General features: G+C 40.6%; 24 protein-coding genes. 12 read left to right on the plus strand and 12 right to left on the minus strand.

Features of this window, described 5'->3' with window-relative positions; all coding sequences use genetic code 11:
• Positions 1 to 165: 165 nt before the first annotated feature.
• The 3 genes from D9603_RS06055 to D9603_RS06065 form a co-directional block, all read right to left on the minus strand.
• Positions 166 to 921 carry a type 1 glutamine amidotransferase domain-containing protein gene (locus D9603_RS06055; protein WP_128730638.1) on the minus strand — a complete coding sequence of 252 codons (756 nt, stop codon included), beginning with the start codon at positions 919 to 921 and terminating at the stop codon, positions 166 to 168.
• Between the two features lie 388 nt (positions 922 to 1309).
• Positions 1310 to 3145: a S9 family peptidase gene (locus tag D9603_RS06060; RefSeq protein ID WP_347232144.1), complete on the minus strand. Its 1836-nt coding sequence runs from the start codon at positions 3143 to 3145 to the stop codon at positions 1310 to 1312.
• 237 nt (positions 3146 to 3382) lie between these two features.
• Positions 3383 to 4156, minus strand: coding sequence for an AraC family transcriptional regulator (locus D9603_RS06065; RefSeq protein WP_128730639.1), 774 nt, complete (start codon positions 4154 to 4156; stop codon positions 3383 to 3385).
• A gap of 97 nt (positions 4157 to 4253) precedes the next feature.
• Here D9603_RS06065 and D9603_RS06070 point away from each other — a divergent pair, with 97 nt between their 5' ends.
• Complete coding sequence (locus tag D9603_RS06070) at positions 4254 to 4973, plus strand: type 1 glutamine amidotransferase (RefSeq protein WP_128730640.1); 720 nt, start codon at positions 4254 to 4256, stop codon at positions 4971 to 4973.
• 572 nt (positions 4974 to 5545) lie between these two features.
• Positions 5546 to 5992, plus strand: coding sequence for an isoprenylcysteine carboxylmethyltransferase family protein (locus D9603_RS06080; RefSeq protein ID WP_128730641.1), 447 nt, complete (start codon positions 5546 to 5548; stop codon positions 5990 to 5992).
• A 165-nt stretch (positions 5993 to 6157) separates the two neighbouring features.
• Here the strand turns inward: D9603_RS06080 and D9603_RS06085 are convergent, their stop codons facing one another.
• Positions 6158 to 6391, minus strand: a complete 234-nt coding sequence (locus D9603_RS06085; protein WP_128730642.1) for a hypothetical protein — start codon at positions 6389 to 6391, stop codon at positions 6158 to 6160.
• Positions 6392 to 6673: 282 nt separating this feature from the next.
• Here D9603_RS06085 and D9603_RS06090 point away from each other — a divergent pair, with 282 nt between their 5' ends.
• The 5 genes from D9603_RS06090 to D9603_RS06110 all read left to right on the plus strand — a co-directional run bounded on the left by D9603_RS06090 (position 6674) and on the right by D9603_RS06110 (position 10913).
• Positions 6674 to 6976, plus strand: coding sequence for a helix-turn-helix transcriptional regulator (locus D9603_RS06090; RefSeq protein ID WP_128730643.1), 303 nt, complete (start codon positions 6674 to 6676; stop codon positions 6974 to 6976).
• A gap of 147 nt (positions 6977 to 7123) precedes the next feature.
• Positions 7124 to 7750: a hypothetical protein gene (locus D9603_RS06095; protein ID WP_128730644.1), complete on the plus strand. Its 627-nt coding sequence runs from the start codon at positions 7124 to 7126 to the stop codon at positions 7748 to 7750.
• 156 nt (positions 7751 to 7906) lie between these two features.
• Positions 7907 to 8482: a hypothetical protein gene (locus D9603_RS06100; RefSeq protein WP_128730645.1), complete on the plus strand. Its 576-nt coding sequence runs from the start codon at positions 7907 to 7909 to the stop codon at positions 8480 to 8482.
• Positions 8483 to 8833: 351 nt separating this feature from the next.
• Positions 8834 to 9538 carry a response regulator transcription factor gene (locus tag D9603_RS06105; RefSeq protein WP_128730646.1) on the plus strand — a complete coding sequence of 235 codons (705 nt, stop codon included), beginning with the start codon at positions 8834 to 8836 and terminating at the stop codon, positions 9536 to 9538.
• 145 nt (positions 9539 to 9683) lie between these two features.
• On the plus strand, positions 9684 to 10913 hold the full coding sequence (locus D9603_RS06110) for an ATP-binding protein (RefSeq protein ID WP_161972721.1): 1230 nt from the start codon (positions 9684 to 9686) through the stop codon (positions 10911 to 10913).
• A 38-nt stretch (positions 10914 to 10951) separates the two neighbouring features.
• Here D9603_RS06110 and D9603_RS06115 read toward each other — a convergent pair whose 3' ends face one another.
• From D9603_RS06115 to D9603_RS21600, 4 genes are all read right to left on the minus strand, one after another.
• Positions 10952 to 12709, minus strand: a complete 1758-nt coding sequence (locus D9603_RS06115) for a hypothetical protein (RefSeq protein WP_128730648.1) — start codon at positions 12707 to 12709, stop codon at positions 10952 to 10954.
• A 226-nt stretch (positions 12710 to 12935) separates the two neighbouring features.
• Entirely contained in the window at positions 12936 to 13601 is a 666-nt protein-coding gene (locus D9603_RS06120) for a DUF6058 family natural product biosynthesis protein (RefSeq protein WP_128730649.1), read from the minus strand.
• Positions 13602 to 13614: 13 nt separating this feature from the next.
• Positions 13615 to 13863, minus strand: a complete 249-nt coding sequence (locus D9603_RS06125; RefSeq protein WP_128730650.1) for a hypothetical protein — start codon at positions 13861 to 13863, stop codon at positions 13615 to 13617.
• Between the two features lie 294 nt (positions 13864 to 14157).
• Entirely contained in the window at positions 14158 to 14325 is a 168-nt protein-coding gene (locus D9603_RS21600) for a hypothetical protein (protein WP_161972722.1), read from the minus strand.
• A 250-nt stretch (positions 14326 to 14575) separates the two neighbouring features.
• Between D9603_RS21600 and D9603_RS06130 the strand changes: the two genes are divergently transcribed.
• Both D9603_RS06130 and D9603_RS06135 read left to right on the plus strand, forming a co-directional pair.
• Entirely contained in the window at positions 14576 to 14938 is a 363-nt protein-coding gene (locus D9603_RS06130; RefSeq protein ID WP_128730651.1) for a cupin domain-containing protein, read from the plus strand.
• Positions 14922 to 15362 (plus strand): hypothetical protein, encoded by a 441-nt coding sequence (locus D9603_RS06135; protein WP_128730652.1) that lies wholly within the window; start codon positions 14922 to 14924, stop codon positions 15360 to 15362. The genes D9603_RS06130 and D9603_RS06135 overlap by 17 nt, the downstream gene beginning before the upstream one ends.
• A 164-nt stretch (positions 15363 to 15526) precedes the next feature.
• On the opposite strand, the gene D9603_RS06140 is transcribed toward D9603_RS06135, so the two are convergent.
• Entirely contained in the window at positions 15527 to 16405 is an 879-nt protein-coding gene (locus D9603_RS06140; protein WP_125252657.1) for a hypothetical protein, read from the minus strand.
• A gap of 369 nt (positions 16406 to 16774) precedes the next feature.
• Positions 16775 to 17539, minus strand: coding sequence for a transporter substrate-binding domain-containing protein (locus D9603_RS06145; RefSeq protein ID WP_161972723.1), 765 nt, complete (start codon positions 17537 to 17539; stop codon positions 16775 to 16777).
• Between the two features lie 188 nt (positions 17540 to 17727).
• Between D9603_RS06145 and D9603_RS21800 the strand changes: the two genes are divergently transcribed.
• Positions 17728 to 17931 carry a hypothetical protein gene (locus tag D9603_RS21800; protein WP_128730654.1) on the plus strand — a complete coding sequence of 68 codons (204 nt, stop codon included), beginning with the start codon at positions 17728 to 17730 and terminating at the stop codon, positions 17929 to 17931.
• A gap of 477 nt (positions 17932 to 18408) precedes the next feature.
• Complete coding sequence (locus D9603_RS06155) at positions 18409 to 18792, plus strand: RidA family protein (protein ID WP_128730655.1); 384 nt, start codon at positions 18409 to 18411, stop codon at positions 18790 to 18792.
• A gap of 312 nt (positions 18793 to 19104) precedes the next feature.
• Here the strand turns inward: D9603_RS06155 and D9603_RS06160 are convergent, their stop codons facing one another.
• Positions 19105 to 20271 carry a heparan-alpha-glucosaminide N-acetyltransferase domain-containing protein gene (locus D9603_RS06160; protein ID WP_128730656.1) on the minus strand — a complete coding sequence of 389 codons (1167 nt, stop codon included), beginning with the start codon at positions 20269 to 20271 and terminating at the stop codon, positions 19105 to 19107.
• A gap of 315 nt (positions 20272 to 20586) precedes the next feature.
• Entirely contained in the window at positions 20587 to 22695 is a 2109-nt protein-coding gene (locus D9603_RS06165) for a TonB-dependent siderophore receptor (protein ID WP_128730657.1), read from the minus strand.
• Positions 22696 to 23025: 330 nt separating this feature from the next.
• On the opposite strand from D9603_RS06165, the gene D9603_RS06170 reads away from it, so the two are divergent.
• Positions 23026 to 23244 carry a DUF6500 family protein gene (locus tag D9603_RS06170; RefSeq protein ID WP_128730658.1) on the plus strand — a complete coding sequence of 73 codons (219 nt, stop codon included), beginning with the start codon at positions 23026 to 23028 and terminating at the stop codon, positions 23242 to 23244.
• Positions 23245 to 23303 lie beyond the last annotated feature (59 nt).

Here is a 23303-nt window from a genome sequence, read left to right on the forward strand (position 1 = left end):
CATCCCTCATCCGAAGCTCAGATTACTCGAGTATGCCTACGATTTATGTACGCTATAGCTGCCAACTCACTTGAAACTCAACTAGCTTAACAAGACTTGTCGCCACACAGGCTACTTTCTGTTGAACACAAAGTTGTGAGCCTTTAGTAAACCCCGCAGGCTGCGTCAATTATTTGCTTTTAGCTTCGCGATAACTCTCTCAGCGAGCAGTGTTGCTGATGCTGGGTTTTGTCCCGTAATTAACTGACCATCTTCTATTACATTGGTTTGCCATGCAGCTGCTGAGGAGTAAATACCGCCACGTTCGATAAGCCGGTTTTGCAATAGAAATGGGACGATATCCGTTGTCCCTAAATCACTTTCCTCTTGATTGCTAAACCCTGTCACCCGCTTACCTTTAACTAAATAATCTCCGTTCGCAAGTTTAACATTCGTGATCGCTGCTACACCATGACAAACAGCAGCAAGTACTCCATTTTTATTTAAAATATCGGAAGCGACACGCGCAACATCACGATTGTCAGGGAAATCCCACATAGGCCCAGATCCGCCACTAAAAATTACCGCATCATATTCATTTGCATCTATTTGGTTTAGTGGGATCGTATTGATCACCTTAGTCATTAACTCCGCGTCATTTAAAAAAACCTGATGGTAATCGTCCGGCTCAGCCAATGCTTTTGCATCTATTGGTGCAAGGCCACCTTTAATGCTGGCAATATCCACGTTGATATTAGCCTTTTTTAAACGGTAATATGGGTGTGTTAATTCAGGGAGCCAAAACCCTGTTTTTCGCCCCGTAGTGCCAAGTTGATCATGGCTGGTTAGTACGATTAATACTGTGTGCTCATTAGATGCGTTTGCAACCGAAGTAAAAGTGCTAATCGTCAAAATAAAAATCAAAAATATCTGTTTAATCATATGCTAATCACCCTAATTGTTTTCAGTGATTACACTGTAGCGCGCTTGATTACCTACTTCATTTACATAGGTTGATAATACCTTAGAGTTAAACTCATTGGACTCAAATAGATTGGTTCAGCTCAAGCATTGCGATAAAGGTTGCTTGTTAGCGACACTTTTACTTTGTCTATATGGGATAGCTATCTTGTTGATAGCACACTGCCGTAGCAAGGTTTTTGGCAGCATTTTTTTATTGGAGAATAAGTTTCTTAATTACGAAGATTACGATTAAAAGTCGCAGATACAACATTAACCGCCTGTTTTTGTATCGGAATAACAACGACTCAAAGACGTTGCTATTCCGCGTACAGTTTTATTATTCAATCAATGATGATTGTTATATTGACTATAGTGTCTCATCTAACCACTTGAAGAATTCGCGCTGCCATACTATGCCGTTTTGCGGTGTCAGTACCCAGTGGTTTTCTTCAGGGAAATATAAGAAACGGCTTTTTAGTCCACGTAATTTAGCTGCCTGAAAAGCTTGCATGCCTTGGCTTAGAGGAACTCGGTAATCTTTACCACCATGGATCACAAACATGGGAGCATCCCATTTGTCGACATAGCTGATTGGATTAAATTGCGCGTAAGCCTTGTTGATTGCCGCGTTATTTTTCTCCCAATACGCACCACCAAGTTCATGGTTCACGAAGAACATTTCTTCCGTTGTGCCATACATACTGCGTAAGTCAAAAATACCACAGTGAGAGATAAAGGTTTTAAATCGCCCTTCATGTTTACCAGCTAAGTAAAATGCAGAGTAACCACCAAAACTTGCACCTATAGCTGCAATTCGTTTGTTGTCAACGTAAGATTCTTTAGCCACATTATCTATCGCATCAAGGTAGTCTTGCATTACCTTGCCACCCCAGTCTTGGCTTATGTCTTTATTCCACTTCACACCATGACCTGGCATACCACGACGATTTGGTGCCACCACAATGTAGCCCTGTGATGCCATCACTTGGAAATTCCAGCGGTATGAATAAAACTGAGACAACGGTGACTGCGGACCACCTTGTAGATATAACAGGGTTGGATATTGCTTGCGCTTATCAAAATTAGGTGGATAGATCACCCACGTTAGCATATCTTCACCGTCTTTTGTCTTCACCATTCGTTTTTCAACATTCGGTAAATCAAGACCTGCATACAGTGCTTCATTTACGTTGGTTAGCGCGACAAGCTTTTTGCTATTGAGATCAAAACGGAAAATCTCTTTCGCTTGGTTCATGCTATTTCGCGTAACCACCAGCTGACCATCCAAGGCTGCAACGATGCCATTGACATCAAACATACCCTTGGTTAACTGCTTAATTTTTGGCTTATCTTTTGTTTTACGATTTACTGCAACCTGAAACAGCTGAATTGTACCGTCTATTGGCGCGATAAAATAAATGTGCTTACCATCGTGGCTCCATTCAAAGCTACTCACCGTGCCATCCCAGTGTGCCGTCAGGTTTACTTCTCTTTCACCCAGATTAACAATTATGTCGTTTTTATCAGCTTCGTTACCAGGCTCATCCATACGCAAAAAAGCAAGCTGGCCTGTTGGCGAAAATTCAGGACTTTTATCATAACCTAAGTTTTGCTCTGTCAGGTTTGTGGTTTTCTTACTGGCTAAGTTGTAGCGATAAATATCAGTGTTGGTGCTTGTTACATACTCTGTGCCGGTCAGTTTTTTACTGACATAGTAGATATTCTCACCTTTAGGGCACCAAATGTAGTCACTGGAGCCACCAAATGGTGACGTTGGACTATCAAAAGGCATCCCTTTCATAATGTCGACTTTTTCTTCCGTGATAAGGTCTTGATAAAAAACATGTTTAACGCTGCCATCTTTCCATGTATCCCAATGACGGTAGTTTAAATCGTCAAATACATAAGCATTGGCTTGAGTTAATGCTTGGTATCTATCTGTGGCTAAAATAGACTCTACTTTAACGCTATCATGGAATAACTTTTTGCTACCATCAGGTGACACATTGTTATCTGATAGCACTCCCTGATAAGCGGTGAGTAGCTGCGCAGTGCCGCCTTTTAATGGTACTTGATACACTTTACTATCAAAGTCATTATTCTCAACGCTTGGTGTAGTAACTCGGTAAATCACATGTGTTTTATCTTTAGATAACCCAAGTGCACTTACGCGCTTTACTTGCCATAGCTTCTCTGGGGTCATTACCTCTTGGGCTGATACCCCCACTATTGGTGCTAACCCTAAGCTAGCACATAAAAAAAATTCGCAACATCGGCAAATGTCTCCACTAATCAAAACCCAGTTAGACTACATAATAAGAAGAAAACTTAAAAGAATACGCGACAAGATACTTTAACCCTAAGCAAAGTTGATGAAGCATGGCCACTTTACACCATAAGGTGATGGAGTTTTACTCAATGTAGTAAGCCAGCCTGCGTTTTACTGTAAGTTATCAGTACGGTACTTTTTTGGTGTTTGGTTGAATAGCTTCTTAAAAGCTTGGACAAAAGCAGAGTCAGAGGCATAGCCCAGCTCAACGGCAACTTCCTGTATGGTTTTTTGCGAGTCCAACAATTGCAAAGATAACACTAACCTTATGTTTTGCCGCCATCGTGCAAATGATTGAGAAAACTCTCTAGCACATAATCGAGACAAAGTACGCTCTGATGCACCCACTATATTTGCCCACTCCTTTAACGTAAATGAAAGATATGGCTGCGCTTTTAGTTGTGAGAAAATGGATAAAAGCCGCTTGTCAGTAGGAATGAGCAAAGGGATTTCATAACTTGTTGCCATATCAATTTGATCTCGCAATACCGTCAATAAATGCGTGATATTCGCTTGTGGCTGCTTGTACGTATTGTTTTCAAATAGCATTAATATCAATGCTTTGATAAAGGGGGTAACCTGACAGGATTTAGGCTGCTGCGCATACTGAACATACTTTTTAGGGTTGAGGTAAATCGCTAAAAACGTTGTATTGGTCACTGCGATGGATTTATGAGTTGTATGTGCAGGTATGTAAAGCATGCCATTGTGAGGCACAATACTACGCTTATCCCCAATATTTGACTGTAGTAGCCCTCGCAATGGAAACACAATTTGGTGCCACGAATGACAGTGGAAGTCATCAATATAGCCAGCCGCCATATTAATCGTCTTTGTTATGATTTGTGTATTCGGAGCGTTTTTGATTAGGTCGTTTGCTTGCATCTTGGCGACTTATCAACATTAAACGTCAGTTATTATAAATGACGCCATGATAATTTGATATAAAATCTATGGCTTACATTAATCGAAAGGTTGAAAGATGCATATTCACTTTATCATCCATGAACATTTTGAAGCGCCCGGTACCTATGAAGTATGGGCTGAAAAACGCGGCCACACCATCACCTACTCACGAGTTTATCAAGCCGAACCACTTCCAAAAAGTATCGAAGACATAGATTTTTTAATAGTGATGGGCGGCCCTCAAGATCCGTCGACAACGATTCAACAATGCCCACATTTCGATGCTAAAAGTGAACAAGCTATCATTTTAAGCTCCATTACAGCCGGAAAAGTTGTGCTTGGTATATGCTTAGGAGCCCAGCTTATTGGTGAAGCACTAGGAGCAACATTTGAACCTAGCCCTGAACGTGAAATCGGAAAATACCCGATAACCTTGACAGAAGCCGGGATGCAACACCCGCTATTTAGTCATTTTGGACAAGTATTGGATGTGGGTCATTGGCATAATGATATGCCAGGGCTTACCAATGGAGCACAAGTAATTGCATATAGCGAGGGGTGCCCAAGGCAAATTGTCGCCTATCAAGAGTTGGTATATGGCTTTCAGTGCCATATGGAGTTAACGAAAGAAGTCGTCGCATTACTTATGGCAAATGAGGACTTAACTAAAGCGTCTAACTATCGATTTGTCGACGAACCAGAGGTATTACTTAATCATGACTATCAAGAAATGAATCAAAAGCTGCATGATTTTTTAGATAAGTTAGAGCGCTTTTATAGCAATTCGCTTAATTAAGTGGTCTGCAACAGTTAGCATTTTAACAATATAGCGTGATATGAAAGCGTTTAAGTACTACGGTTGCCCATACCTGAATAAAGCGTAGTGCTTTTTAATTTGTTTGTTTAACAGAGGTAACACTATTGCAACCACTGAATAAAACGCCGACATAACACATTCTACTATAAGCTCTTCAAATATGAGCACCGCGCTCGTGTTTTTTAGTTGCAGGCACTGCTGTTCAAAGGAGTACATCTTTTCAAATGGCGATTTTCCCCTCGATATCCGCTTTGTTCTTTGTGGTGTAGGTCGGTATTTTTATATTGATCAAAGTGGCAACGAACGCAATAAATCCTTGGTCAGAAAAGGCGGGGCTTTTGCAAGTATAAGCTAAATAATAGTTGGGGAGACTTAGTGCGCAAAATGTTAAAACACTGAGAGTGGAAGAAATGCCCTTCGCCGTATTACGATGTATTTAGGTATTACGAATGTTACGCTCTCGTGTATTCGTCGCGAGATAGGCTTAACATAGGTCAAGGTACTGATAAAATGATTCTTGTATGCTCAAGCTTTATCAAAGGAGTGCTTAGATGAAAATGCTGTTACCACCATTTTTGTTCTTAATTTTTATTATTGCTATGGGCCTTATTTGCTGGGCAGCAGGCTTCCCACATCCATTCGGTTTTCCATATAACCTAATTGGCATATCTATTATTGGTATTGGCTTTATCATTTCAATGACAGGTAAAAAGTTATTCAAAAAACTCGAGACTAACATTATGGCGTTTGATGAACCAACGGTCTTGGTAGCAAGTGGGATTTATAAATATACTCGAAACCCGATGTACCTTGGATTCACTGTCGCCATATTTGGTTTTGCTATACTTTTAGGTGGCTCCCTTTCATCTTTTTTACTGACAGCTGCTTTCTTCTTAATAACTGATAGATGGTATATACCGTACGAAGAACGAATGATGCACGCCAAGTTTGGTGCAGAATATGAAGTATACTGTAGAAAAGTTCGCCGCTGGATTTGAAGCGTAACAGAGCAGCAACATACTCTAACTCTGACACCTACGCCAATTTGCATCGATATTGTGGTGGGTGTCTGTGTTTGGAGGGGCTAGGGTGAATTAAACAGTATCTAAAAAAGGGGGATGCCAGTAAAACTAGTCACCCCCTTCACCGAAAATATATTATCGTCAATCCCTTGTAGGTGCGCTGGCATAAACAAGATCAACTAAGTTACTCATCGTTTTGGATTTCTGCATATACGTTTTTTCCATGTGCGCAAGCTCTTGTAGCTCAAATAACGTCGTTTCCACAAGTGATAGCCACTTAGCCGTTGACTCAGGCACTTCTGGTTCCTTCATACTCGCTTTTTTTAATGCCGCATAGTAAATATGAAGATCGTTATACTGGCGTAGATAATCCATATAATGTCCTTAATAACTAACCCCTATGTTTATGAGATTAAGCTTATCAAAAACTTCGCCTGAAAATTCTGCCGAACAAAATAATTTACAAAAAAAAATCACAAAACCATTAAAATTCATAACTTTAAATAAGAACAAAACCATTTTAGCAACATTAAAGTAAAACAAGCTTGCAAATTTGGTACATGCAGTTACAATCCAGATTTTACAAAATAGAAACAGTAACAGCGTAAAATTTAACTTTCGCATATCCGCGAGCCCGATTAAAAAAGGATTAAGTGAGTGGGCAGAACCCGATTTAAGTGTACAGGTGATGATCTTCGAAGACTGCGAATGTCGGCTGATAAAACCACCCAGCAGATGGCTGACTTAGTAGGGATCTGGCGGCAAACCTATGAAGAGTATGAAAAAGGGATTCGGAAATTTTCATTCGAGTACTTTTTAGAGTGGAGTACTTATTGTGGTATGGATGTCAATCCAATTACAGACTATTTTATGGATTTACGCTCCAAAATGAAGGACGTCAAACTATGGCGAGAAAGTCCTTCTCCTGCAAAAAAGCGCAAAAGCCCCAAAGGTCAGTAGCATTGATGTGTTAACATCTACTCGTTAATACTGCTTCTTTAGTTTCACTTGTTTACAGCATAAGCAACAAGTTATTCTCATTTTTGGTGTTTCGCGATAAAGTAGTGCGAACCAAAACACCGAAAATAATCCTGAAGGGAAATCAACATGCAGCTATTCAAAAATGTAAGAGTAAACATACTAACCTTTTGCTTTATCATGATAAAAGAGCTTATAAGTAAAATAATAAAAGTTACTAATGAGCGTTTACTTGATGGTGCTAATCGTGACAAATATTGTGCTGTTGCAACTCAGTGCTATCGCAGCGGTAAGACTATGACGGAGTCACAAATTTACCAAATAGTGGGTGGTTCAGGTTTAGACCAAGCTAAAGACCCAAGAGGTGAGCAGGTTAACAATATTGCTCCTTTAGTGCTAAATACGCCCGAACTACGTAAAGTTAAGGGTGGCTCAGGTTTAGACCAACACAAAGATCCAAGAGGTGAGCAGGTTAACAATATTGCTCCCTCAGTGCTAAATACGCCCGAACTGCGTAAAGTTAAGGGTGGCTCAGGTGGGCACCACAATGATGATCCACGTGGAGTAGGCAAGCAAGGTGAATTAATCCGAGACAAAACGGCTTCAGCATTGACTCAACACACTCTAAATACCACACAGCTGGCGAAGATTGTAGGGGGAAGTACTGGTGTTATTTTCGAAGATCCTAGGGCAGAAGGTCAAAGCGTTAAAGTCAAGAGGTCTGCGTTCATATACGATAATACAGATGAGAATTAGGATCAGATGATGCCAACTTCAAGTTATTTTTTATTGTTTTGTATTACTTTTTCGGGTGTAGTGTCATTCGTACATCTCCAATTGGTGGATCACGTACATCTTCTCCTAATTAGCGCTCTACTATTGGTCTCTTTGCTCATAAGATATCAAGAAAATATGAAGCATATTATTTCTCTTATTCTAATATCACTGATTGTAGAGGCTGCAATCTTTAAGCTCTTGGCGAGTTTCTTCGCCTCTGGTGAACCTCCTTATATCGTGAACTCGTACTTACTTACAACTCATTTGGTATTAGACATCATAGTTTTTAGAATCCTCAAATACCGAGTTCGTTTTTCGCTCCAATTTGTTAAGCGTTTTCAACCAAAGAAATGGCAATACATCTACACCACTCATGCAGATATCCTTTTATATGGTGTCTACTTAGCTTTTATCGTGGTGGATTTACTTGTTTTAGGTGAACACCTACTGCGAAATATGGACTATATCTTCGGCGTCTCTGAGGCAACGGCCAAACCCTTCTGGAGCTGGAATTGGGTTTACAAAAGCTACCCCTACGCTAAAAGTATTCTACTTTCTTGTGTTGTAACTATTTTACTCGCCACTATTTTTGTAGAAAATCAACGCCCAGAACAGGAAGACGATGAAGATGAAGATGATGGCAATGGCAATGGCAATGGCAATGGCAATGGCAATGAGATAATGCACAAAACCGATAAACAATCGCAGTGATAAAAGGAAGGAATTAGCACAGATACCCACGCCAATTTGCAACTATATTATGATGGGTGTCTGCTACCTAGTTTCGCGAAATTCTTGTTATTCTTCTGTTGATTTGGCCACCCTACAACCCTTGACTTGCTTAAGGTTTGGGACAGATGTCCGTGAAACTTCCCCAGCAAGACCGCAAAAGTAGTGCAAAACAAGTGACCCGCTCACTGCGTTTTGCCACTGCTTTCTCCCTTGAAACAACAAAATTTTGTATGTAAATCTCCTTGGTTGTTTTAAAATGGATGTTGAACAATCTCAGGTGTTTTTTCACCCTCGGTGGCAAGCCTCGCAGATCAGGAAATTTCTAGTGCAATGAAGTTAAACACACGTATTATTTATGTCGAAGATGAGCAAGATACTGCTGATATAGTTAGTGCTTACCTTGAACACGCGGGTTATTGTGTAACTCACTTAACCACCCACGAAATTGCGAAAAAAGCGTTGTATAAAGAGGATTTTGACTTAGCCATTCTGGATATTATGTTGCCTGATGGCAGTGGCCTTGAACTGTTGCAAAGTGCCGTTGAGCACAATATCCCGAGTATTTTATTGTCGGCCAAAAAAACAGAGGCTGAGCGCATAGAGGGGTTCAGATTGGGAGCTGATGACTATGTCTGTAAGCCATTTAGCCCGCGAGAGCTAACGTACAGAGTAAAAGCGCTATTAAACAGACTACATCCCACCCAGCACGGTCGTGTTCTTTACTTTAACGGGTTACAAATAGACCCTGAATACCATACTGTAACACTCAACGATACCGCTATCCGTTTTACAAGCCTTGAGTTTGCGCTGTTATACACACTAGCCAGCAACGCCAAAAAAGTCTTCTCACGGGATATGCTGATCACTCAGGCATGGCCAAATGCTTCCGACATTACTGACAGAGCAATCGATACACATATTGCGAACCTGCGCAAAAAGCTCAATGACGATCGACAAAACCCCTGCTGGATACAGACCATTTACGGCCAAGGCTACCAGTTTATTGCGACCCCATTAAATGAAACTACAAACTAAGTTACCCCTAGTGGTAGCAATGTGCACCATTGCCCTACTTGGCAGCTATTATCTACTTTCCAGTTTCAGTGCTAACAAGGCGATCATTAAGTTTGATAGCAGTGCACTCATCACGCTCTCACGCGCATTCACCCAGGAGCTTGAGATGTTTCAATTTATACATGCCCTCGCTCCCCTTGACTCCCAAGCTGAGCTGATTGCATTGTTAGAAAAAACGTATCCAAATCATTATTTTATCGTGCTAGTCAATGATAAAGTCGCACAGCATACATTTCATCAACATGACTTTAAATTAGAGGTACTTATTTCATCTCCTAGTCATCAATTTACTGTCACAGATGAAAACAAGACGATCGTTATGCAGGCGTTTATGGAACCTGCCGTGGTACAAATCAGTCAGCAGCATACTGAAGTACTATGGTTTTCAAAAGACATTTTAAAACAGCATAGTCAGGATATCGATATGCGCGCTTTACTGCACAGAGACTTTGCCTTTTGGCTCGCAATACTCTGTGTATTGGCGGTGCTCGTGTCATGGCTTAGCGCATGGTACTTCCTGAAACCCATAAAGTCTTTGAGCCGTGCCTTTAGACGTATTGAGTCAGGCAATTACCGTACCCAGGTTGAGCATATAAGTAATGACGAATTTGCTGTACTGATCACGCGCTTTAATCAAATGGCGGCTGAGCTGGCAAAAACCACTGCACAGCGCGATCAGCTTACGGCCGATCTGGCCCACGAACTCAGGGCTCCCCTGACCAGTTTAAGAGCAAGAATAGAAGCGATCCAAGACGGTATATTACCTGCCGAATCCGATCAATTTAACACTCTGATAGGTCAGACCGTTTCATTAGATAAGCTGATTGAGGACTTACATGCGCTTAGCAGTGGTAAGGTCTCTCTCACCGCTTTAGATATACAACTCTTACAGCCAGCAAACCTTATCAGAGACTTATGTGAGATTTATCGACCATTGGTTGAGCAAAAAGGAATGACGCTGTTTTGCAATTGCACCGACAACAGAAAGGTAATGCTAGATGCCCAGCGCTTAAATCAGGTGCTGCTAAACTTGATTGAAAATGCGATTAAATACGCTGCTCAGGGCGGTGAAATCCGGCTTATTGTCGAACCTCAAGGGACCCAGCTTTGCATCCATGTTATCGACAAAGGGCCTGGGGTTGATCCCAATAGAATAGAAGATATTTTTAATCGTTATTATCGTGAACCTGGGCAGCAAGACACAAAAGGCCAGGGTCTTGGACTGGATATTTGTGCCCGCCTCACCCGTCAAATGGATGGCAATATAGGCGTAAACAGTAAGCCCAACGAGGGAGCCTGCTTTACGCTAACATTTACTGCTTTGGAAGGACCCTAGTTAGACTGTCTATTAAACAGGCTCACCAGACATAACGCTTACTGGGTGTCGATTGATATTGCCATCATCTCACTCCCGGTTCCTTGCACGACAACATGATGTTCCGACACTGCATCGATATAGTATTCATTGTCAAGATAGTTGTGCCACAACACACCTGAAAACACTTTGTGTGCATCATGAGCCGACAGAAGCCATAGCTCTCCTGTTGCATTCGTGCTGCTGGTGTCACCAACATAACCCAACAAATAGCCTCCTTGGGCCACAACTTGGGTTGAGACCTTACTGTGATTTTGCGGGAAGTAGAGATCCTGATTTCGCCAGTTTGGTAGCACCACATAAATATCCTTATCGGTTACCAGCCTAGCTTTTAACCCTGCGAGGTTGATTGCCACGTCACCACTTTTGATATAACTTAAGCGACCAAATTCATCCCCCTCATTTGCCGTGCCGGCCAATAACGTGGTCAGGTCGCCTCCCAGCCAGTTAACAGGTTCACTGTTTAGCTCGCCTAAATCAAGTGCCACAGTTCCCTCAACGCCGTTGACTTTGACATTGAACTGCTTTGCCTGATTGTTCTGCAAATAAAACAAGTACTGATTTTGTTGGCTATCTTCCCAAAGTGTTACATCGCCGACATTTTCGTACTCAAATACCGCCTCATGCCGATAAGGCAGCACAGTGTCCAGATAATTCACCAACAAGTTACCCTGCTGGGTATAACCTGCAAAATAGTTGCGCCCATCGTAATTAAACGCAGGCAGTAAACTGGGTACGTCTATCTGCTCAGAAATTACTTTAGGGTAAATGTACCCACTGTCTTTAATTTGACCCAATGCATGACCCCCTGCGTCCTTATTCAGGTTAAAATACAGGTCTTCATTATTCTGTGAAAAACCACCTGAGATCTTCATATCATCATATATGGCAACCGTTTCCCACTGCCCATCAACGAACTGCGCTATCTGATTAGCGTCACTACCGACAGGAGAGGATAGCGCATAGAGTTTGCCTTTGTTCGCTTTTACCGTGTATGCATCAAAACTGAAATTAACAACCCCCATGGGCTGGCCATTTTCAAACTCAAGTTTGTGAACCATGTGCACATTCTCGTCCCAGGAGCTAAACCACACTCCCTCATCAAACCATTCATAACCCTGTCTTATCAGGCGCTTATTGGCATTCTCCCAGACAATTTTCGGCGCTTGATTATCTCTTGATATCGCCAGTTTTCTGCCCAACAAACCAACAGTAAAACTCTCACACGCCAGCTGATACTCTAATCCCGACAGTTTCTCGGCCAGTGTACACGTCTGTGGTCCCTGTAAATCCGCGACTTTTGGCACTATACCTGGCTGATAATCAAACACAATCGTTTCTGAATTGAACGGGTGTACCGTGTCACCATAGCGAATATCCAGCCCGTATGCAGGGCCAATGTCGGCGTGTACCTTCACCTGGCTGGTAACACAGTTTACCGTTAACTCATAAGTATGCTTTTCACTTTCCTTTATTTCGGAATCACACTGTGTCGCAATAGACGATACCTTGATGTCTGGCGCTTTAAACTGTTTTCCTGCCTGCGTAAACTGATAGTCTTGTTCAGCACTCAACGTTTCATTGTGTCCCATCCATTGCAAACTCACCGTTTCAAAGTCTCCCGACGTAGTTACGTTCAGTACATATTGATTGTGGTCATCCGTTTCACGTTCAAGCGGGAGTGTTGAGTTTTTTGAACCGCCACAGCCTGTCAATATACACAGGCTAAATAGGCTTAAACCTAAGGAATAATGCATAGTAAATCCTCGATAGTTATGGTTAATAAGTCACCTTCGATCCTGAGTCAGTATTAGTCTGACAAAACGATAACTTAAATACGCTGCGTGTTATCACACCCTAGGGTATTCGTAAGTCATCACTGAAAGCACTTGTAATTACAGAAAAAGCAAATAATGCCTTGATCAGTCCCCAGTTTAATGACCAATTGTTAGGGAATTATCAGGGGGAAGTTGTTTTGTGATTTCATATCAGCAAGGCGCTGAGCGAAATAGACTCAGCAGCCAGCCTATACTTAGTCCGTACTTCATCAACTAATCGACGTCTTGAGCTATTCGCTCGCTCGTGTGGGGCAAACTGAGCACTCACACTGTCTAACAAGTTAACGGCAAAAATCAGTGTTTCACGCTCTGCTTGGTTTAGTGTTTTTAACTGGCATAGCTCATTAATTTTTATGATGGCAAATTCCTTGGCAGCAATGTCCTCAGGCAAGCCAGTTTGAGTACACAAGCCATAGGTGCCATCCAAAAAGTGCTGCCATTCATCCGCAATATGGTTCGACAGAGAGGTCGTTAATTTAGGATGACTGGAGACATATCCAAGGTGACCAAGTCGCGTAAGCGTTTTTCGGTAACGTGCTGAGAACAGAGCATAAATCTTGGTTTGATCCTGCTCTTCCAAAATAACGTTCAGCCAAGATGCATAACCCTTTGCGTAAAAAGTCAGTATATGGTTTTCTTTGAATTGACCAAAGAAGGAATCACACCCTAAATTCACGTTGAGCGTATAGGAAGCCCGAGGCATTAATTGACTATCCTGAAGTGCTTTCAGCTCTTGTTCGGAAATATTGGCCACATCCAGTAGCTCTTGCATAGTATAGAATGTTGTATTGAGATATTGGTAAAGCACCACTGTTCTTACTCCTTTATGTCAAAGTCCACGACTTAAATAGAAAATTAAACAGACTGTTTTCTTTGTTAGATAACATATATACATTCAGCGTTTCACTGTGCCCCATCCATTTCAAACTCACCGCTTCAAAGTCTCTCAACGTGGTTACGTTCGGTACATATTGACTAGGGTCATCCGTTTTGCTCTCAAACGGGAGTATGAATTGGTTGAACCGCCACCCCTCTGCCAATATACGTAGGCTAAAACCTAAAAAATAATGCATAGTAAACCCTCGATAGTTACGGTTAATAAGTCACTTTCGATCCTGAGCCAGTATTAATCTGACAAAGCGATAACTTTAATACGCTGCGTGTTATCACACCTTGGGGTATTGGTAAGCCATCAATGAAAGCAATACAATGACAGAAAAAAGTAAAATAACACCTTAATCCCTACCAGTGTAATGACCAATTGTCAGGGAATTATCAGGCTGGAGTCATTTTGTCATTTCATCTCGGCCAGGCGCTGAGTGACATATACCCAGCCGCCAACCCATAATTAGCCCTTATTTCATCAACTAATCGACGTCTTGAGCCACCTGCTCGTGTGGGGCAAACTGAACACTCACACTGTCTAACAAGTTAACGACAAAAATCTGTGCTTCACGCTCTGTTTGATTCAGTGTTTTTAACTGGTATAGCTCATTAATTTTTATGGTGGGTGTCTGTGTTGGGGAGCTTAGCACAGACACCCACCACGATTTGCATCTATGCTGTAGTGGGTAGACTGTAATTTTTACCCCTTAAAATGGTCATTTACCAACTCAGGAAAATACAGTACACCCAATATATGTATAAAAATATAATTGCTTATGTAACCAGCTTTAGGTGTAATGGGTACATCGTTAAGCCAAAGTAAAAGCTACGCTGATTTGCCCAGCTATTTTACAATCATTGAGAAAAGTATTAGTTAGTTCAATCTAGAGAGGTTTTCACTTGAAAGAAAAAATCAATTTAAAAGAAAAGTTTTCAAAGTTCAGCGAATTCTGGACTCCCAAAGTTATTGCTGAAATGAACGACTATCAATTTAAATTAGCCAAATTTAAAGATGATTTTACTTGGCACAAGCATGATGACACTGATGAGGTTTTTCTAGTGATTGAGGGTGAAATGGTAATCGAGTTTCGAGATAGTGAAATTGCGCTTGCAGAGGGCGAAATGTTTGTTGTCCCCAAAGGTGTTGAACACAAGCCATCCGCTAGAGCGGAGTGTAAGGTGTTACTCGTTGAGCCAAGGGGTGTTATCAACACAGGTGAAAGAGTTGACGAGCTAACTGCTGAAAATGATGTTTGGATTTAAACTGCTAACCTATCGCTCTAACGGGCGTTATATCACTATACGGCGTGACTCGCTTTTATTTATCCTTTTGGTATTGGTTAAGCTACTAGGGTGCTCTGAACAACAAAAAGTAGATAGTAAAATTAGCAAACAAGTAGTAGATGAGTGGAACGCTAAAATCGAAGGACAACGTCAAAAATCCAATAATTATAATGATTTTAAAGATTGGTTATCTTCTAACACACCAAAAGAAGACAAAAAATCTACTATGATAAAAAGCCTTACTGGCACTTCTAACTACGTGACATTAGATACCATAGCAAGTAAAACAGATCCGAACTGTTATATCGACATATCTTTACAATTTGAAGTTTCAGTCGATTCAATCGTCGAACATTATAAAGTTAGTGCTACACAAGTATGTCGATATAAAAATACTATATAAAAGGCTAGCCAACCCAAAGTTAATTCAAATCAATAATGAGAGTTAAAGCAAATTAACACAGACACCCTCTCAAATTTGTATCTATATTACGATGGGTGTCTGCTATCTAATTTCGCAGCATGTTGACCAAATAAAACCAATACGTTTTATCTGATAGTATTTGTTTATGCGTTAATAAACACTTCTGCTAACTTATCTAGCCGATCCGCTCTTAGACAATCGACAACCTCTGCCTCTACATCAGAAACTATTCCGCTGTGTTTAAGCTCAGTGAAGGCAGCAATGTATGATTCCTCGTGTTCATACCAAGCACAGCGTTCACCGAAAGATGAAGTGAACTGATAGGTGATTAAATAATATTCGCGAGATTCTTGCCATACTTCAGTTGATTCGGTCGCCTTACGACCCTTGGCTTGCTTAACAAACAAGCGGAAAATTTCAGGGTTAAGATGATAAAAACCGAAGCATACGTCGAGGCACTCGGTGAACTCCTCTTCTGAAAACGTGCTAATGTCAATCTCAGGACGTTGTAGTAAACGGAACAGATAATCAGCTGTATATGGTATGGGATCTAGATAACCCACGATATCACACACTAATTTGAAAAATACAGTGATAGACATTCTCCCAGCTTGATGCAATTGCTTGAAACCAGGCTCAACTGTACTTTCGAAAAACTCAACATCAAACTCCATTCGGTTTGCGGTCATTTCAGTTGAGTAATAGTCATAAAATGGGAAGCCAATTCCAAGCGCAATACTATTGCGACAAGCCATTTCAATATAATCTGGCTGATGATGATCCACCAATTCTCCCATGCAAACATCAAGCTTGATATCAGTGAGCACATCTCCCATTATTTCAGCATATTTTTCAATTTCTTTTATCTCTAGCGCTGCGGTTACATCAAGATAACTATCAAATAATTCTTCACTAAGCGCAGCCACTGTTTTGGTATCTCCCGCTTCCAATGCGTTTTTCAATACAGTTAGATTCCCTGAGGTATAATCATTATACCAATTGCCAAAATAGTGTTGAGTCATGATGCGGTTTCCTTGTTGGTTGTGTGTACTACAAACTGGCTTTGATGGCGCAAAGGGTGAGACAGGATGTAAGGTAAATGAACACAAGTAACAGCGACGCGTAACGTGCGAACAATCGGGGTAAAATACATCCTTGTTTGAACTTTACTATTATTTCTAGCCAGTCACATAACTGGCGGCGAGCTTATCTTATTCAAAGATATTTGACCACAACATGAGGCGCTTTATCCGCCTTATTCTTAAAGCTCGGATTATTAACTGTTCAAAACGCTTTCTATGACAACTCAAACCCGGTATTTATGATGGTAACAAGGTAAAAACTAACACAATATTTTTATATATATTATTGTGGACACCATATAAAGGAAGTTAAGGGACGGTGCTCAAAGCCACTTTAAATCGATTATCTTCTATGTACGTGGACAAAATCTTATTATATTCGCCACTTCCTTGGATTTGGGCAAGACCAAGGTTGAAGCGCCTGATGATCTGTTCGGCATTGGGATGTAACATGTTCACGCCAATATGAAGCGGCCAGCGAATAAGCGCAGGGTGATATGCTTGTAGTTGATTGTATTCAAGCTTTTTTGAGCGTTCATATTCAAACGCAAGATAATCTGCAATGGCAACTTCAGCTCTTCCTTTATTCACCAGCTCCAAGCAAGTATGTAAATTAAGTACATCGATTATGCCTAATTCATCAATACTATCGAGTAATACGTGATAACCATACCCTCGAACAGTCGCTACACTTCGATAACGCAAGCTTTCAACCCCCTGATAGTCGATTGGGTTGGTCTTTTTACTGACTAGTACCATTTCATTGTAAAAGTAAGGCGCGCTAAATAAGAAACTTTTACGTCTTTCTTCAGTTTCCCAAAGTGCTACAACTAAATCTATTTGCCGATTTTCAACCATCATCATAATACGACTAAATGGTGCGATTTTTATTTTAAACTCAACTCCTTGTGTACGAAAGGCTGCCGACACAATATCATTGATTAGACCCTTGCCGTTTTCTTCGATATAGGGTGGCCACGCATTATGCCCACCTGTCAGCTTAGTTATTTTTGGCTGTGCTTGTATTGAAGTTAATGTGAATAAAAAAACAAGGTAGATGAGTCGTATTCTCATAAGTACACCTGCCACCAGCTGCTTACTCATAGTTTAGACTAATAAAATACATTTACTGAGTTGACTGTACGTAGCGCACTTTTCTTCGCGTATGAGTTCTTCATGACATAAGCTCTAAAATTAATTGTTAGAGCTTGCCAAAGTTCTTTGTTATCTTGCTTCTACAAGATCGCTACAGAGAAATGTAGATGGAATTTACAATCACTAGAATTCAAACCCCAATAGGGATATTCAGATTAAAAGGTTTTATGCCAGTGACTGCAACGATCAGTTTCTCTCATGCTGAATTTATGGGGTCGGATGGTTGGGTTGAAATTGACCTTGAATCTGATGGTGGGCGCTCAATTTTAAGCAGAATCGAGGCCGATGTTATCTTACATTTACGGGGTTAATTACATGAAAAATATAAAGATAAATATGATTTTGGTGTAACTCCACCCAATTTAGTACAGCTATTTAGTTGTCAGTCGTCAAAATATCCTTTTATAGCGCCTTTCTTAATCACGCAACGAGCGCAGACACCCATTGCAATTTCTACCTTCGTTATAGTGGGTATCTGCTATCAATTCTCTCTTGGGTCACTAAAAATATTTAATCCAGTACTAACACAGACACCCACTGCAACTTCTATCTGTGCAACCTTGGAACCTGTGACTTCCCTTCAGCTTTCTGACTGCACTTTGTACTTATATTGAGCGTGGAGTGTGTGTCCGTGGATTGGCGACTTATTCATTGATATTATAATTTATCGCTGATAGGTTATTAAAACTACAAAATAAATTTAGCTGAAGCTTTGTTTTTCAATTGGTAGATAAGTGGGTAATCAAGAGTTAACCGCTTATTTACTGTTATAGCGCTAAGGAAAGAATATGCGAAAGCTGGTAAGTTCTGGTTCTCATCTAGAGGAACCAATTGGGTTCTCTCGCGCGTGTCGTCTAGGTCAAAACATAGCCGTAGCTGGCACCGCTCCGATAGCCAATGGTAAAACGGTATTTATTGGAAACGTGTATGAACAAACGAAATATTGTTTGGAGATTTCGCTCAAAGCGATTGAAGAAGCTGGTGGCAGCATTGAAGATGTCATTCGCACTAGGATAATGCTCACTAATATCGAAGAGTGGGAACAAGCAGCTAAAGCCCATGGAGAGCTATTTTCGACTCAGCGTCCTGCTTGTACGTTTGTCGAGGTTAAAGGTTTCATTGATCCTGAGTGGCTGGTAGAAACTGAAATTGATGCAGTGGTATCTGAGTAGTAATAATTGCTTGAGAAAATAACTCGGACATCTATTACAAGAGAGATTATGTTTTGGTGAGAGTCTGCAATTTCCATAACCTCTTAATTTGTAATTAATTTTAGCATTTAGCGAAACTACCAAAAATATTATCGAGATATTTTTGTGTTATTTTTCAAGGAAAGGCAAAGTGAATTTTCCAAAAATAAAAACATCACGACTAATTTTAAACCAACTTGAAAACGCAACGAGCGCAGACACCCATTGCAATTTCTACCTTCGTTATAGTGGGTATCTGCTATCTATTCCTTCTATCAATTCTCTCTTGGATCACTAAAAATATTTAATCCAGTGCGCTGATGTCTTGCGTTTGTATTCCGCAAACCATTTGCATAGAGGGTATAAAAGTACACTTAAGCACATCGCAAAAAGCCACACTTGCCAGACGTGATAAAAGCCGAAATATGCAGTTTTATCAATGCCATAATGCATGTTTTTGCCAAATAACCACTGCGCCACCATGCTAGAAACAAGCAATGCGTATAAGTGCATGATGTAGAAAAACATGGGAGCCGAGCCCAAAATTCTTACAGGCTCTAACAGCTTGAATACGCTTATTTCTAACGCCGCTAATACAAATGCGCCAATTCCCAAAGTCAATAAAATAAAATCAAGAGACGGTGGATACTTGGTGAAGTTGAAAAAGTCCATCACAGTCAAAAGCGCGGTTGCCTGTTGAGACCATTCAAGAGTTTCGCCGTAAATGTTTAACCCTCTTAAAATCAATAACCCTAATAAAAGCAGCGCTCCACTTTGCATCAACATAGTTCTTCGCTTTTGCGAAGTTATTGAACTAGAAAATAAAGGTCCCACCGCATAGCCACACAGAATAACACCAATCCAAGGTAAAACTGGATAAGAGGCTTTTACCTTAATTAAAGCGCCTGTGACTAAATATCCTCGGTCATGCAAAATCGTCCATAGCGAATAACCAATCTCATGCGGCGCAAACTCTATGGGCGATAATAAGTTATGCCCCGCCACTATAATTACACCCAATATTGCGATGGTGCTTCGAGGTAAAGCGACCACAATGGCTAAAGCCACCATACTCACGCCAATGGCCCAGATAACTTGCAAGTAAACTGTTTGATAAGCGCCAAACCAAGAGAAATTGACTAATGTCATTTCTAGCAAAATTAAAAATAAGCCTCGCTTTAGCAAGAATGACTGAGCTGAACGCTTTGCACCGTTTGCGGGGTTTTCATACAGCCAAGCAGACAGACCTGTCAAAAACACAAAAATTGGCGCACAAAAATGTGCACTTAAACGGGTAAAATATAGTTCTGGACTCGTAGTTTGAATGTCCATAGGGTCAAGCACTTGAGCATGTAAGAAGAAACGTTCTCTCACATGATCAACCAGCATAAATAACATCACGATGCCACGGAGTATATCAATGGACGGCAAGCGCGTTTTACTGTTTTGAAGATGATTCATTACACCTTTTCTCGTGTTTTAAATGAAAAAACAGCCTAAATAACCTGAATTCGGGCTAATAACTTGTTCTCTGGCCGCTGTTATCCCAACAGCTTCGTTAAATTTGTTTGCAATAGGCTAACTATTAACACACAAACTTGCCTTGTATTAAGAAATAACTTTTGGCTAGCGTGATATTGCACCTTTTGAACTTAGGTATTTTTTATTAACCAAACACTTACCCCAAGTTCAAGTTAAATTCGATTACTCAAGCTGCTGCTTTTCAAATAGTGAAATTACTTAGAACACACTAAGACTGTTAGCTCATATTTAAGATCAGAACTGATACTTCACCGTCGCGCTGTAAGTTGTTGGTGAACCTGGCATAGTCCAAAGCTTGTGGTAAGAATTTTCAAAGTAAGCCTTATCAAACAGATTATTGATATCGAATTTCATGCTTACCTTGTCACTTATCTCTATCGATGCTGACAAGTTAACGAGAGTGTATGATGGCAAAATGAAGTTTGCATCTGTTGTTTCGCCTAAACGATCACCCACATAATTTACAGTTGCACCAAGGTAAGATACTTTACCTAAAAGTGTGGTGTAATGTTTTAGTGAAACATGGCCAATATGATCAGCAATATTAATTAAACGCGAGCCTTTTGGAATAGGCACGCCCCAATCGGCATTAACCACGTCATTTGCTGTTTTTGCATCTGTGTAAGCATAAGCAAATTCAAGCACTGTATCACCTGTCAGCTCAGTGGTTAGCTGAAAATCAACACCTTGGCTTTCAACTTCACCTAATGTTGCCGATAAACCCGTATCTGGCTCAGCGGTTAGCATGTTGGTTTTTTGCGCATCAAAAAGTGCAATACTCCCCGAAAAACGACCTGCAATACTTTGCCACTTTGCACCGATTTCGAATGATTTGGTTTCTTCTGGTTCGAACGCATTACGGTTTGAATCAAGACCCGGATTTGGTCTAAAGCCTTCGGCATAACTTGTATACAGATTAACTTGATCATTCGCACTATAAATAAGACCAAAGCGTGGCGTAAACTCAGTTTGCTCTTGGCTTTGCGCTTCATCACTGCGTAAGTTAAGAATGTTTTGCTCAAACTTATCAACGCGTACCCCCACTAACACCTTTGACTTTTCAGTCAGTTCAATGAGATTTTGGGCATAAAGGCCTAAGCCTTTTTGATTTTCCTCTGTCAGCGTTTTTTGTACTGGTTCAGGTTGAACTTGAGTGTAATCTGGATTGTGAGGATCAATGGTATAAGTCGTATCACCCGAGCCCCATGCCGTGCGCCATACTTTGTAGTCGGTATCTATATCAAGATTATAGTGATCAACACCCACTAAAATATTATGTGTTAAGCTGCCAAGTTCAACTTCGCCATTTAATTCAAAGCGGGCTGATACATCGAGAGCTTGATAATCTCGATCTCTTCGTTGGCGCGACAGTAGATTTTCGTCGGTATAAACCAGTTGTCTACCGGCTGATAACTCAGTATCAGAAGATAGGCCTTTAAAAGAAGAGTCTCGGTAAGCAAAACCTGTCAGTAAATGCCAATCACCGTTTAACTTATGAGTTAACACTAACTGATGACCTAGTGCCTCAACTTGGTGCGCGCCATCACGAGTATCTCCGTAAAAAGCATCCGCTTTCACACCATCAAAGCTATTATTCAGAATATATACACCTCTATCTAAAGGCTTTTTCTGATCGAGTACTTCCATTTCGTAACTCAGGCTGGTGTTATCAGAAATATTCCACACTACCGATGGCGATAAATGTAAGCTTTCGACTGAAACATGATCTCGGTGTGTATTTGAGTCTTCGTATGAACCATTTAGTCGATATGCGGCCTCTTTATTCAATGCACTGGTATAATCAAATTCAAACTGTTTCTTACTGTAATTACCCAATGTTGTTTGAATATAACCTTGTTCGTCGAATTGCGGTTTTTTGGTGATGATATTGATAGTGCCACCCGGTTCACCTTGTCCATAAAGTGCAGAGCCTGGACCTTTCATCACTTCGATACTTTCGATGTTAGCGGTGTTCCTATTACCGTTATAACCTCGAGAATTAAAGCCATTCACTAGGTAACCTGATGGGTTATTTTCATCTCCAGAGAAACCACGAATGGCAAAGCTATCGAACATACCACCTGAGTTATTCTGTCTAACTATACTTGGTGAAAGCTCTAGGGCTTCCATAAAACGGGTAATGCTTTCACTCTCTAGCGTGTCAGAGCTAATCATATCGACTGTTTGCGGAGTTTGAACTATGGGCACATTACCACGGTAAGGTTGCCATACACGTTTAACTTCAATGTGTTCAATGTCTTCACTTGAGTTTGATTGAACAACATCTTGCGCAATGACACCATTAGATGCCACCAAAAGTGAGAGTAGTAATTTATTTTTCAAAAAGACCTCGATTTCATGAATGATAAATTCAATACAATATAACATAGCAGAAGCCATTGTTGTTATATACTGAAAAGTAAATTGACTTTATCTTTGCGCATTTAATCGAAAATTATGACGTGATTGAACTTTAAAGTTCACTCTTCGAACAACTAAGGAGCACGCTAATCATTCATTTGAGTGTGATGGTCGCTGTTATGATACTAATTCCCTGAATTAACTTGAGATTGAAGTAATTAACCTATAAGCACACTAACGTAAGCTGCTCTTGTATTCGCTATTTGTGATGTGTATGGTGGCAGGCATTATACACTCCCCCAGATATATCCAATGCGTGATTCTTTAAGAACCAAAGTGATAGAGGTTTGCACTAAAAAGATTAAGCACAAAGGTGAGAATGTTGGTGTCTCATTTTACGCTTTTTTTGCTAATAAAAATGATGATCCAGAGCTGTTAATGGAAGCTGCTACTTGGTGGATAAAAACACACCGGCTAAATCATTTCGAGAAAGCCAGCAAAATCATTGAAATGATAGAACTTGGTAAATAATTACTTGAATCACTAGAAGTCAACAGCGTCCATTTTCTACCTTTTAGTAAAAGGGCTCG

It is taken from the genome of Pseudoalteromonas sp. PS5, assembly GCF_004103255.1.
Lineage (GTDB): Bacteria > Pseudomonadota > Gammaproteobacteria > Enterobacterales > Alteromonadaceae > Pseudoalteromonas > Pseudoalteromonas peptidolytica.